11 protein-coding genes are annotated in these 13,349 nt (G+C 63.4%); 7 read left to right on the top strand and 4 right to left on the bottom strand.

Translation table 11 applies throughout. From position 1 onward, the window contains the following. Positions 1–7 precede the first annotated feature (7 nt). A complete protein-coding gene (locus LGQ03_RS07765) occupies positions 8–1,333 on the bottom strand; it encodes an amidase (protein WP_226747950.1) in 1,326 nt (441 codons plus the stop codon). A gap of 80 nt (positions 1,334–1,413) precedes the next feature. Between LGQ03_RS07765 and LGQ03_RS07760 the strand changes: the two genes are divergently transcribed. Both LGQ03_RS07760 and LGQ03_RS07755 read left to right on the top strand, forming a co-directional pair. Then, entirely contained in the window at positions 1,414–2,625 is a 1,212-nt protein-coding gene (locus LGQ03_RS07760; protein ID WP_226747949.1) for a UbiH/UbiF/VisC/COQ6 family ubiquinone biosynthesis hydroxylase, read from the top strand. Between the two features lie 63 nt (positions 2,626–2,688). Then, on the top strand, positions 2,689–3,069 hold the full coding sequence (locus LGQ03_RS07755; RefSeq protein WP_056030085.1) for a rhodanese-like domain-containing protein: 381 nt from the start codon (positions 2,689–2,691) through the stop codon (positions 3,067–3,069). On the opposite strand, the gene LGQ03_RS07750 is transcribed toward LGQ03_RS07755, so the two are convergent. After that, a complete protein-coding gene (locus LGQ03_RS07750; RefSeq protein ID WP_226747948.1) occupies positions 3,066–3,827 on the bottom strand; it encodes a TSUP family transporter in 762 nt (253 codons plus the stop codon). The genes LGQ03_RS07755 and LGQ03_RS07750 overlap by 4 nt on opposite strands. A gap of 1 nt (position 3,828) precedes the next feature. Beyond that, the gene (gene serB / locus LGQ03_RS07745; RefSeq protein ID WP_226747947.1) at positions 3,829–4,698 is read right to left on the bottom strand and encodes a phosphoserine phosphatase SerB; all 870 of its coding nucleotides are present in this window, start codon (positions 4,696–4,698) and stop codon (positions 3,829–3,831) included. Positions 4,699–4,765: 67 nt separating this feature from the next. Here serB and LGQ03_RS07740 point away from each other — a divergent pair, with 67 nt between their 5' ends. The 5 genes from LGQ03_RS07740 (at position 4,766) to mnmH (ending at position 11,181) form a co-directional block, all read left to right on the top strand. Further along, positions 4,766–6,316, top strand: a complete 1,551-nt coding sequence (locus LGQ03_RS07740) for an alpha-amylase family glycosyl hydrolase (protein WP_226747946.1) — start codon at positions 4,766–4,768, stop codon at positions 6,314–6,316. A gap of 103 nt (positions 6,317–6,419) precedes the next feature. Beyond that, positions 6,420–7,559, top strand: a complete 1,140-nt coding sequence (locus tag LGQ03_RS07735; RefSeq protein WP_226747945.1) for a phosphoserine transaminase — start codon at positions 6,420–6,422, stop codon at positions 7,557–7,559. Between the two features lie 62 nt (positions 7,560–7,621). Continuing rightward, positions 7,622–9,217, top strand: coding sequence for a phosphoglycerate dehydrogenase (gene serA, locus LGQ03_RS07730; protein WP_056030099.1), 1,596 nt, complete (start codon positions 7,622–7,624; stop codon positions 9,215–9,217). Positions 9,218–9,343: 126 nt separating this feature from the next. Next, the gene (locus tag LGQ03_RS07725) at positions 9,344–10,132 is read left to right on the top strand and encodes a metallophosphoesterase (RefSeq protein ID WP_226747944.1); all 789 of its coding nucleotides are present in this window, start codon (positions 9,344–9,346) and stop codon (positions 10,130–10,132) included. Next, complete coding sequence (mnmH, locus tag LGQ03_RS07720) at positions 10,129–11,181, top strand: tRNA 2-selenouridine(34) synthase MnmH (protein ID WP_226747943.1); 1,053 nt, start codon at positions 10,129–10,131, stop codon at positions 11,179–11,181. Before LGQ03_RS07725 ends, mnmH begins: the two co-directional genes overlap by 4 nt. Here mnmH and selD read toward each other — a convergent pair. Beyond that, positions 11,178–13,340 carry a selenide, water dikinase SelD gene (gene selD, locus LGQ03_RS07715; RefSeq protein ID WP_226747942.1) on the bottom strand — a complete coding sequence of 721 codons (2,163 nt, stop codon included), beginning with the start codon at positions 13,338–13,340 and terminating at the stop codon, positions 11,178–11,180. The two genes, mnmH and selD, sit on opposite strands and share 4 nt — an antisense overlap. Positions 13,341–13,349: the final 9 nt, after the last annotated feature.

Raw genomic sequence — 13,349 nt, 5'->3', positions numbered from 1 at the left:
GTGTCTTTTAGGCCAGCGCGAGTTCTGCGGCGCGTGCAACCCGCAACAATGCATCATCGCGGCCCTTTTGGCCGCACAGCATAATCCCGCAGGATTTTGTTGCCGTTGGCAATGTCACGGCAGGCAGGTCCATCAGGTTCGCGATGCGCGTGTTGCGCAGGGCGGCAAGGTTCTGAACCTTGTAATAATCGTTGTCGGCCATCAGGCGTGCGACCTCTGGTGGCAGGATCGAAGCGGTCGGCATCAGCAGCGCATCATAGGGTGCGGCGGCGGTGGCAAATGCGGTGCGAATGTCGCGCAGGCGGGTCCAGTTTGAAATGTAGTCGGCTGCCGTCACATCGCGCCCTGCGGTGACGCGTTCCTCGATCTGGGCGAACATCACACCGGGGTGGCCAGTGATCAGGTCCCGCCACCACGCCCACGCGTCCGCCGTGTAGAGAGGTCCGGCAAAACCAAAGGCTTCTTCCAATGGGGCGAATTTCAGGTGCGATACGGTTGCACCGGCGCGTTTCAGATCACGGACCGCTGCGTCAAATGCTGTGCGCGGTTCGGGGGCCAGGTCGTGCATGGCGACCGTATCCAGAATGGCAAGGTTCAGATCGCGGCGTGGTGCTGTCAGATCGGGTGCGCGTGACCCTTCCAATGCTGCAACAAGCAGGGCCGCGTCGGTGACCGAGCGGCAAAGCGGCCCGATGGTATCAAACGTCAGGCACAACGGCACGGTGCCGTCCAGCGGCAGGCGCCCATGGGTTGTCTTGAACCCGGTTAGATCGTTCCATGCGGCTGGAATGCGGACCGAACCGCCCGTGTCCGACCCGATGGCTGCCGCAGCCAATCCAAAGGCGACCGAAGCGGCGGCCCCCGACGACGATCCGCCCGGAACCGCGTCGTGGTTGTTCCGATTTGGCGGCGTCGCCGTGATCGGGTTGATGCCCAACCCGGAAAACGCGATTTCGGACATATGCGTCTTGCCCAGACAGACCAGTCCGGCCGCGGTGGCATTTTGCAGGACATGCGCATCACGCTGCGGCACGCGGCCCGCCAGCACGCGGGTGCCGGCCTCTGTCACGGTTCCGGCGCTGTCGAACAGGTCCTTCCAACTGACCGGCACCCCGTCCAGTGGGCCACGCCGCAGCCCGGATGCGGCCCGCGCACTGGCGGCCTTGGCCTCGGCACGCGCACGGTTCTCGGTTACTGTGGTGTAGATGCGTTTCGCATCGGGGTGTTCCGCGATCGCCTTGAGAAAAACCTCGCACAAATCGATCGGGTCTATACCGCCTGCGGCAATGGATTGCCCCAAAGCCTCTGCCGTCATCCAGCGCCAGTCATCCATCACAGCCTCCGTGCGTTGCTGTCAGGCTAGCGGTGCGGTGCCGCATGGACAATCCCGGTCGTGCGCCCATATCTAGTGGCATGAACAATCAGAATGATATCCTCATCGTCGGCGGTGGCCTGAACGGTCCGGCCTTGGCCATTGCTTGCGCGCAGGCGGGTCTGCGCGTCACGATCATCGACGCCATGACGCCTGACGTGCATCGGGACCGCGATTTTGACGGGCGCGCCTATGCGCTGTCGCTGACATCGGTGCGGATGCTGCGGCGATTGGGGCTGTGGGACGCCATCGCGGACAACGCCCAGCCGATGCTGGACATCAAGGTGACGGACGGACGTGCCGGCGAAGGCGCATCGCCCTGGATGATGCATTTCGACCATGCGGAAATCGAAGAAGGCCCGATGGGCTGGCTGGTCGAGGATCGTCACCTGCGCCCGGCATTGCTGGATGCGATGGACCGCGACCGGATCACCCATCTGACCGGCCGTCGGGTTGTGGCGCAGACGGTCGATGCGGCCCGTGCCACAGTCACGCTGGACGACGGTGATGTCTTGTCCGCACAGGTGTTGGTGGGCTGCGATGGCCGCAGCAGCGGGACAGCCTCGCGCGCGGGGATCGGACGCACGGGATGGGATTATGACCAGCTTGCCATGGTCTGCGCCGTGGAACATGAATTGCCGCATGACGGTATCGCGCATCAGTTTTTCATGCCCGGCGGGCCACTGGCGATCCTGCCTTTGACCGGAAACCGGTCGTCCATCGTCTGGTCCGAGGACGCGACTCGCGCCCGTGCGGCGATGGATCTCGATGATGACGCGTTCCTTGACGTGTTGAAACCTGCCTTTGGGTCGTTTCTGGGCAACATCAAGCTGGCGGGCACCCGGTTCACCTATCCGCTGGGCCTGACCATGGCGCATAGCCTGATCGGCGCGCGTGTGGCGCTGGTCGGTGATGCGGCGCACGGGATTCATCCCATTGCGGGGCAAGGTCTGAACGCCGGTCTGCGCGATGTGGCGGCCTTGGCGCAGGTTTTGCAGGACGCGCGCCAGCGCGGGCAGGATATCGGCAGTCCCACCACGCTGGAGGCTTATCAGCATTGGCGCCGGTTCGATACGGTCAAGCTGTCGCTGGCGACTGACGCATTCAACCGGCTGTTTTCAAACGATAACCCGCTGCTCCGTGGGGTGCGCGATCTGGGGATGGGTGTCATCAACGCATTGCCCGGCCTGCGGCGTGGTTTCATCCGCGAGGCAGCCGGCCTGAACGGGACGTTGCCGCGCCTGATGCGCTGACGCTGGACTTGGCCCGCGCTGCGCTATCTCCTGTCCAGAGAATAACGCACAGGAGTTTCCACCGTGAAAACAGCAAAAGACTATCTCGACGCGGCCAACGCCGTCATTACCCGCATGCCGACCGAGGACGCGATCAAGGCGCATGCCTCTGACGACGGTGGTATCTGGATCGACGTCCGCGACAGCGGCGACATCGCGAAAACCGGCACGATCAAGGGCGCCAAACGGCTGCCGCGCGGTTTCATGGAATTCGCCGCCGATCCAGCGTCCCCCTACCACAAGGACTTCATGCAGCCGGATGGGAAATACTACCTCGTCTGTGGTGCCGGTGGTCAGGCCGCACTGGCCGGCAAGACGTTGAAAGAGATGGGATATGCCGACGTGACCAACGTTGGCGGTGTCCCCGACTGGAAAGAGGCCGGCGGCCCGACCGAAGACGCCTAAGCCCACATCTGCCATAGCAGCCGCACGGCAAGCGCCGTTGCGGCTGTGACCAACACCGGCTTGATCAGGCGCGATCCGATCCGCATGGCGAGTTTCGATCCGACCCACGCACCCGCGATCTGGGCCGCGCCCATCGCCAGCCCGACCATCCACCACGGTTCCGCGACCAGCGCATATGTGGCGATGCCGCCAAGGTTGGAGGCAAAGTTCAACAGCTTGGTATGGGCTGTCGCGCGCAGTACGCCATAGCCCGCCAATCCGACAAACCCCAACATGTAGAACGCCCCGGCCCCCGGCCCGATCAGCCCGTCGTAGAATGCGACCAGCGGCACCACGGTCAGCGCGAACAGTCCCGGTGCAATGCGCTGGGCGCGGTCGACGTCATTCAGTCCGGGTTTCAGCGCGAAAAACAGTGCAATTCCGATCAGCAAGACTGGCAGACCAAGGCGGATCACGTCTGTGGGCAGGCGTGACGTCAGCAGCGCACCGATGATCGCCGCGCCAAAGGCAAGGGCTGCGGGCCAAAGCTGCCTGCGCAAATCCACATGCCCGCCCCGTGCATAGGTGATCGTGGCCATACCCGCGCCGAATACGCCCTGCACCTTGTTCGTCGCAATGGCCGTCACCGGCGGCGCACCCGCCAGCACAAGGACCGGCAGCGTGATCAGCCCACCGCCACCGGCGATGGAATCCACGATCCCGGCAACAAAGGCGGCGCATAGCAAAAGGAGCAGGATGTCGCCCGTGACCTCGAACACGTCAGGCCACGAAATCCGCGTCGGTGTAACCCTGAAAATAAAGCAACGCCGTCAGGTCACCGTGGTTGATCCGCACGTCGCATTCCGCCTGCACGCTGGGTTTGGCATGCAATGCGACACCCGTACCGGCACGCCCCAGCATTCCCAGATCGTTCGCGCCGTCACCGACGGCGATGACCTCGGCCTCTGTTATCCCCAATCGTGTGGTGATTTCCTCCAGTGCCGTGACCTTGGCCGCGCGCCCCAGGATCGGGCGACCCACCTCGCCCGTCAGCGTGCCGTCTTTCACCATCAGTGTGTTGGCGCGGTTTTCGTCAAACCCGAGCGTTTCCGCAATTTTCGCGGTAAACGCGGTAAAGCCACCCGACACGAGTGCCGCATGTCCGCCCTGCGATTTCATCGTTTGCACCAGCGTGCGACCGCCCGGCATCAGGGTGATGCGGGTATCGACGACCTGTTGGATGATGGTTTCAGGCAGACCGCGTAGCAGACCGACCCGTTCGATCAGCGCTGCTTCGAAATCCAGTTCTCCGTTCATGGCGCGGGCGGTGATATCGGCGACGCGGGGACCGACACCGGCCTCTGCCGCCAGTTCGTCAATGCATTCCTGCTGGATCATCGTGCTGTCCATGTCCGCCAGAAGCAGGCGTTTGCGTCGTCCCGCGCTGGGCTGGACCACCAGGTCAATGCGCATGGCCTGCATGTCGTCCCAGACGGACCACAGGTTGTCCGGCTTTTGCGCCATCGGGAATTCAGCCGCCGTATTGCCGGATAACCAGACGGCATCGCCGCCGCCCCAGGCGTTGCGCAGGTTTTCGACCAACACGGTGTCCAACTGGCCGGGACCGGCGATCAGTGTCGTGATGAACATGGGCGACCTCTCTGTCTTTGCAGCACGGATTAACGTTGATAGCGTCCAAGGGAAAGTGGAGGCATGCATGACAGATCTGACATGGTGGCAACGCGGGATCATCTACCAGATTTATCCACGCAGTTTTCAGGACAGTGACGGCGACGGGATCGGCGACCTGCGCGGCATCACGCAGCGGTTGGATCATATCGTTGATCTGGGTGCTGATATCGTCTGGATCTCGCCGATCTTTCCCTCTCCGATGAAGGATTTCGGCTACGACATCAGTGACTATCGCGGCATCGATCCGATGTTCGGGACCCTGGCCGATTTTGATGCGATGATTGATGCCGCCCATGCACGCGGGTTGCGCGTACTGTTGGATTTCGTGCCCAGCCATACGTCGGATCAGCACCCGTGGTTCGTCGAATCGCGCAGCGCGCGCAATAGCGATAAACGCGATTGGTATATCTGGCGCGACGCAGGCCCGGACGGTGGGCCGCCGACCAACTGGATCAGCGAATTCGGGCCAAGTACATGGGCATGGGACGACCAGACGCAGCAATACTATCTGCATATCTTTCTGACCGAACAGCCAGCACTGAACTGGCGGAACCCCGCGGTGCAAGCCGAAATGCTGGATACGATGCGATTCTGGTACGATCGCGGTGTCGATGGGTTCCGCGTCGATGCCATCACCCACGCCGCCCCCGACGTGGACAAGGGTGACCATCCCGTGAACCCTGACTGGCACGACGACATGAATCCATCGCTGCGCCTGCTGAAGGTGCATTCCAAGAATCAGCCGATGAATTACGACATCGTGCGGATGATGCGTGCGGTCACGCAGGAATACCCGGACCGCCTGCTGCTGGGTGAAACCGATGGCACGCTGGCCGAGGTGACCAGCTACTACGGCACGCAGGGTGACGGGTTTCAATTGCCGTTCAACTTTGCCCTGCTGGATATCCCCTGGACCGTGCCAGAGATTGTCCGCACGGTTGAGGCCTATGAGGCCGCATTGCCCGACACCGGCTGGCCGACATGGGTGGTCGGAAACCATGATTGCATTCGGATCGCGTCGCGCGTGGGACCTGACCTTGCGCGTGTTGCAATGACTTTGCTGCTGACCTTGCGCGGCACGCCGACGATCTATCAGGGTGACGAACTGGGGATGCAAAGTGCTGAAATCCCGCCAGAGCTGGTGCAGGACCCGTGGGAAAAACAGGTGCCGGGCAAGGGGTTGGGGCGCGATCCCGCACGCACGCCGATGCCGTGGGATGACAGCGCGCAGGCCGGGTTTACGAACGGGACCCCGTGGTTGCCCGTGTTCACGCCGCCCGACGGGACCGTTGCCGGGCAGGCGGCAGGCGACACCATGCTGGCCTATGTGAAACGCCTGACGGCACTGCGGCAAACGACGCCTGCATTGCTGTCGGGGGAATATCGCACGATCAGCGCCGCCGATGATCTGCTGGTCTATGCACGCGGCAGCGGTGACGATGCGATCATCATTTGCCTGAATTTCGCGGATGCGCCGCGCGATCCGGGTCTGTCGGGCCATACGCTCTTGTCATCGGCCAACGCCGCTGACGGTCCCCTGCATCCGTTCGAGGCGCGTTTGATCCGCCAGACCTGACGCTGCGCAAAACGATTCATTGCCAAACCCATTGCCGCGGCATATGTCCGGCGGTGGGACACCCTTCCCCAACGAAGGGCGCATATCTGTGAGGATACCAGCAATGGTTATGACTACCCCGGCGACGCGGCCGGCTAATCCGCGTTTTTCCAGTGGCCCCTGTGCCAAACCCCCTGTTTTTGATCTGGCCAAACTGTCCGACGCCCCCCTGGGTCGGTCGCACCGTGCTGCCGTCGGCAAGGCCAAACTGGCCGAGGCCATCGATCTGACCCGCGAGATCCTGGGCGTGCCGGATGATTACAAGATCGGGATCGTGCCCGCATCCGACACCGGTGCCTATGAAATGGCGATGTGGACCATGCTGGGCGAACGCCCTGCCGAAATGGTCGCTTGGGAAAGCTTTGGCGCGGGCTGGGTGACCGACGTGGTCAAGCAGCTGAAAATCGAGGCCACAGTGCACACCGCCGAATACGGCGAGATCGTGGATATGGCCGCGCTGAACTACGACAACGACGTCTGTTTCACCTGGAACGGTACGACGTCCGGCGTGAAGATGCCCCATGGCGACATGATCCCCGCCGACCGCAAGGGTCTGACGATGGCCGATGCGACCTCTGCCGCGTTCGCGCAACCGCTGCCTTGGGACAAGCTGGATGTGACCACCTTCAGCTGGCAAAAGGTTATGGGTGGCGAGGCCGCGCATGGCATGCTGATCCTGTCGCCCCGCGCTGTCGAGCGTCTGGAAAACTATACCCCCGCATGGCCGCTGCCCAAGATTTTCCGCCTGACCAAGGGCGGCAAGCTGATCGAGGGCATCTTCAAGGGTGAAACGATCAATACGCCGTCGATGCTGTGCGTCGAGGATTACCTGCTGGCGCTGAAATGGGCGCAGTCCATCGGTGGTCTGGACGCCTTGCACGCGCGCTGCGACGCCAACGCCCGGGTCGTGTGGGATTTCTGCGATGCGAACGACTGGATTGCGAACCTGGCCGTTGATCCGGCGACACGGTCCAACACGTCGGTCTGTGTGAAATTCACCGACGACCGCATCACCGACGGCCCCGCATTCGCCAAGGCCGTGGCCAAGCGGTTGGAGGCCGAAGGCGTCGCACTTGACGTCGGTGCCTACCGTGACGCCCCCGCCGGTCTGCGGATCTGGTGCGGTGCCACGGTGGAAACCTCCGACGTGGCCGCGCTGATGCCGTGGATCGCCCATGCCTTTGAGGCAGAGATCAACGCCTGATTTGAACGGGGCCACCCCCGCGTGGCCCCGCCCCATCCCCACATTCCAGAGGAGTGCCTGACATGGCCCCCAAAGTTCTGATTTCCGACGCCCTGTCCGAAGCCGCCGTCCAGATTTTCCGCGATCGCGGAATCGACGTCACGTTTGAGCCCAAGCTGGGCAAGGACAAGGAAAAGCTGCTGTCGATGATCCACGAATTCGACGGTCTGGCGATCCGGTCCGCGACCAAAGCCACCGAAAAACTGATCGAGCAGGCGACCAACCTCAAGGTCATCGGCCGTGCGGGTATCGGGGTCGACAACGTCGACATTCCCGCCGCGTCGAAAAAGGGCATCATCGTGATGAACACGCCCTTCGGCAACTCGATCACCACCGCCGAACACGCGATTTCGCTGATGATGGCCGTCGCCCGTCAGATCCCCGAGGCGAACGAAAGCACCCACGCCGGCAAGTGGGAAAAGTCCAAGTTCATGGGTGTCGAGCTGACCGGCAAGACGCTGGGAGTTATCGGTGCCGGCAACATCGGGTCCATCGTGATCGATCGTGCCCGCGGCCTGCGCATGAAGGTCGTGGCCTATGACCCGTTCCTGTCCGAGGAACGCGCGATCGAGATCGGCGTCGAAAAGCTGGAACTGGACGAACTGCTGGGCCGTGCCGATTTCATCACCTTCCACGTGCCGCTGACCGACCAGACCCGCAACATCCTTTCGGCCGAGGCAATCGCCAAACTGAAACCCGGCGTGCGCATCATCAACTGCGCCCGTGGCGGTCTGGTTGACGAAGAGGCGCTGGCCGAGGCGATCAAATCCGGCCACGTCGCCGGTGCTGCGTTCGACGTCTTTGCCGAAGAGCCTGCGACGAACAGCCCGCTGTTCAACCTGCCCAACGTTGTCGTCACGCCGCACCTCGGCGCTGCCACGACCGAAGCACAGGAAAACGTGGCCCTGCAGGTTGCCGAACAGATGTCCGATTATCTGCTGTCGGGGGCTGTCACCAACGCGATCAACATGCCGTCCATCACGGCAGAGGAATCCAAGGTCATGGGGCCCTGGATCGAACTGTCCAAGCATCTTGGCAACTTTGTCGGGCAAATGACCGACGAGCCGATCCAGTCGATCAACATCCTGTTTGATGGTGAAGTGTCGGGGATGAACCTCAAGGCGCTGACGGCATCGACCATCGCGGGCATCATGCGCAAGCGGAACCCCGACGTGAACATGGTCAGCGCACCCGTGATCGCCAAGGACAACGGCATCAAGGTCAGCACGACCAAGCAGGACCAGTCCGGCGTTTTCGAAGGCTATATCAAGGTGACAGTCACCACGGCAGAGCGCGAGCGTTCGGTCGCGGGCACCGTGTTCAGCGACGGCAAGCCGCGTTTCATCCAGATCAAGGGCATCAACGTCGATGCAGAGGTCGGCGCGAACATGCTGTACACCACCAACGAGGACGTGCCCGGTATCATCGGCACGCTGGGCTCCACGCTGGGCGATCACGGTGTGAACATCGCGAACTTTACCCTCGGGCGGTCCGTGGCCAAGGGCGAGGCGATTGCGCTTCTTTATATCGACGACGAGGTGCCGGAAGCCGCGATCAAGGCGTTGCATGGCACTGGCCGGTTCAAACAGGTCAAGACGCTCACCTTTGACGTCGCCTGATCGACCGCTGATCTGAATGCCAGCCCGCCCCGAAATGATCGGGGCGGGCTTTTTCGTGGGCGGGGTTGATCTGTTCATTCCCCGCCGCTCTGCTACATCTGCGGTGAAACAGACGGAGACGGACGCATGATCTATGCCATCGGGGATATCCACGGTCAGAAACAGATGATGGACCACGCGCTGGACCTGATCGCGCAGGACGGCGGGGATGATGCGCATATCGTGTTTCTGGGCGACTACACAGACCGGGGACCGGACAGCGCCGGCGTGATCGACGCGCTGATCGCAGGGCGTGACGCGGGGCGTAACTGGACCATTATCCGTGGCAATCACGACCGGATGTTCGAATACTTTGTCGCGGACGGCACCTGCCACGATCCGGCGATCAAATCCGGTTTGTCCTGGTTGAACACGCGACTGGGCGGGCCACAGACCCTTGCGTCATACGGCATCGTTCCCACCGGCCCCGCCGTGTTCGACATCGACGACAACGGTCTGGAAATCCTGCGCCATCTGCCGACGCAGGACGGTGACCTGACGCTGGAGCAACTGGTTACGGCCGCACAAAAGGTGGTTCCGCAGGCGCATCTGGATTTTCTGCGGGACAATCCCCTGATGCACCGGGTCGATGATCTGTTGTTCGTGCACGCAGGTATCCGCCCCGGTGTGCCGCTGGATCAACAGGCCGAGGATGACCTGATCTGGATACGTGACGGCTGGCTGGACAACAGCGACGACCACGGCGTGCTGGTGGTGCACGGTCATACGATCGTGGATCAGCCCACCCATTTCGGCAACCGGATCGATCTGGACAATGGCGCGGGCAAGGGGCATCCGCTGATCCCCGCGGTTTGCGACAATGGTGAATGGTTCATCCTGACAGACGCGGGCCGTGCCCCGATCCACCGGGAATGAAACGCAGCTTTGACACGCTGGATGCGATCCTGACGCATGATTTCGACACTGTCATCGACGTGCGCAGCCCTGCCGAATTTGCCGAGGACCACGTGCCCGGCGCGATCAATCTGCCTGCGCTGACGAACGATCAGCGTGCCGAGGTCGGCACGATCTATACGCAGGTCAGCGCCTTTACCGCGCGCAAGTTGGGGGCGGCCATGGTTGCCCGCAACGTGGCGGATTACGTGGACGGTCCGTTGAACGGGTTCGATGGTGCGTGGCGGCCGCTGGTCTATTGCTGGCGTGGCGGTCAGCGGTCCGGGTCGGTTGCCACGATCCTGCAACAGATCGGTTGGCGGGCCGAGGTGGTCACGGGGGGGTATCAGTCCTACAGGCGGTTGGTGCATCAATCATTGTATGACGATCCGGTCCGGCACCGGCTGATCCTACTGGATGGCTACACCGGCACTGCGAAAACCGCCTTGCTGCATCTTCTGGCGGCGCGCGGTGTCCAGACCCTCGACCTCGAGGGTTTGGCCGCGCATCGCGGGTCACTCTTGGGACGTGTCGAAGGCGGTCAGCCCGCGCAAAAGGGATTCGAGAGCGCGCTGGCCGCGCGATTGGCCCGCCTTGACCCCGACCGCCCCACACTCGTCGAAGCCGAAAGCAGCAAGATCGGGCGCATCGTGCTGCCCAAGCAACTGTGGCTGAACATGACGCAGGCCCCCCGGATCGAAGTGACGGCCACGCTGCCCGTGCGTGCGGCGTTTCTGACAGAGGCCTATCAGGACATCATAGCGGACCCCGCCCGGTTGCGCGACCGGTTGCAACCGCTGCGCAACATCCGCGGCCATGCCGTCGTCGATGACTGGGAGGCATTGCTGGCGGCGGGTGATTTCCCGGCGCTGGCCACCGCCCTGATGGATCAGCACTACGACGCGGCCTATGCCCGGTCACGCAAGACCGCGACACGTGACTGGCTGGGGCAGGTGCACGCCGATGCGCTGGACTCGGCGGGACGCGAGGTGGTGGCAGATCAGCTCGCCGACCTGATCGCCACGCTCTAGCGCAGGCGGATGGTATTGCCTGTGGTCACGGTCCCGATGCGCGCGGCCTGAGTGTAACCTGCACTGCGAAGCGCTTCGATGATGTGCTCGACTTGTTCAGGATCGACGGCCGCCAGCAGCCCGCCAGCGGTCTGGGGGTCGAACATCAGCGCCTGTCGTGGGCCTGTTGGCCCCTCGATCGCACCGGCCCCGGCAATGTTGTCATCGAACAGGCTGGACCGCGTGCCGTCCGTCGCCAGTTCCAGCGCACCGGGCAGCAACGGCACATCAGCCAACGCGACCTCTGCCCCCGAACCGCTGGCGTCGCACATCCCGCGCAGATGGCCGGTCAGGCCGAACCCGGTCACATCGGTCATTGCACGGGCATCGCGCAGGATGTCGCTGGCGGTGGCCTGGCTCTGGCACATCGCCTGCAACGCCTGCGCCACGTCGGCACCGCGTGCCTTGCCCGCCATTTCTGCCGCCATGATGGTGCCGCTGCCGATGGGTTTCGTCAGGATCAACGCATCGCCGGGTTGCGCACCCTGCAATGTGATGGGCGCGCGGTCGCACAGCCCGGTGACAGTGAAACCGATGGTCATTTCCGCACCCAGTGATGTGTGCCCGCCGACGATATCGGCCCCGGCGGCACCCAGGTCCTGCCGGGCCGTCGACACGATCTCTTGCAATGTGCGGGACTGAAGGTCGGGCGACAGGCGCGGCAGGATGAGGTTGACGGTTGCTGCCTGGGGTCTGGCACCCATCGCCCAGATGTCGCCCAGCGCATGGTTCAGCGCGATGCGGGTCATAATCACCGGGTCATCCCAGAACGCGCGCAGGTGGTCGGTGCTGATGACCTGCCGGGTATCACCCATCGTCAACAGGCCAGCATCATCGCCTGCAATCAACGTCACATCGGGCCGGGTCGGCGCGGGCGAGCCGCCCAGTGCATCCATCAGCGCAGCGCGTCCCACCTTGGCGCCGCAGCCGCCGCACATCGGTTTGTCCCCCATCGCCTGACGCAGGCCCAATGCATGGACCTTTGGCAGCTGGGGGGGGTCCATCGCGGGCAGGTCGCTGAACTGCCGCATGAAGGTCTGGTCGATGTGGTCCTTCCATCGCCATAGCAGGGGGCCGGAAAACGCGGTGCCGAACCGTTCGGCCAGCGCTGACTTGCCCCCCAGCGACACCAGTTTGAGGTAGTCCTTTTGCGGGGTGTAGGTCGTCAGCGTGCCACCCGACAGCACGGCGCGCAGGTTGTCGAACAGGACCGGTGCCTCGCGCACGGCAAAGACACCGGCCTTGGGTCGTGGCGCATGGGACAGATGCGCGCAATCGCCGACCGCAAACAGCGCGGGATCACTGGATTGCAGCGTTGGCCCGACCGTGATGAACCCGTCGTGCAGGTCCACGCCGATCTGTGCGATCCAGTCGTGGGGTCTGGCACCGGCGGCACCCGTGGTAAAATCCGACCGGATACGGCGACCGTCGGTCAGCAGGACGGCATCGGCCTGCACCGTCGCGACCGTGGCATCCTCGATGACCGTCACGCCATTTCCGGCGAGGGCTGTCGTGACGCGCCGCCGGGCGGTTGCGTTCAGTGCAGACAACGCGCGGCTGCGGTCGATCAGATGGACGGTGGGTTGCAGGTCCCGGTCCCGCAGCGCATGGGCCATCGCCATCGCAAGCTCTGCCCCGGCGACACCCCCGCCGATGATCGCGATATGCGGATCGGTGGCGCTGTCGCGGAACATATCCCAGCGGCTGGCGAACTGGCCCAGCGGTTTGGCGGGCACCCCGTGGTCGCCAAATCCGTCCAGAGCCGGCATGTCAGAGGTGATGCCCACATCCACGCTGACCGCGTCATAGGCGATGGGCGCACGGCCTGGCACGGTGATCAGGCGAGCGGCGCTGTCGATCCGCGTCACCGCACCATCGATCACCCGCGCACCGGCAAAACGCGCCAGCTGCACCAGGTCGATATCCAGATCGTCGCGGCTGTAATGCCCCGCGACAAAGCCCGGCAGCATCCCGGAATAGGGCGCAGTCGGACCGGGCGAGATCAGCGTCACACGCACGCCGGCCAATGGGTTCATGCCCCATTTGCGCAGCACCAGCGCATGGGTATGGCCGCCGCCGATCAGCACGAGGTCACGGGTCAGGGGAAGTGTCGCTTGCATGTCAGTGGT

The sequence above is a fragment of the Loktanella gaetbuli genome, from assembly GCF_020531945.1.
Classification (GTDB): domain Bacteria; phylum Pseudomonadota; class Alphaproteobacteria; order Rhodobacterales; family Rhodobacteraceae; genus Loktanella; species Loktanella gaetbuli.
This window is presented reverse-complemented; position numbering and strand designations above follow the sequence as displayed.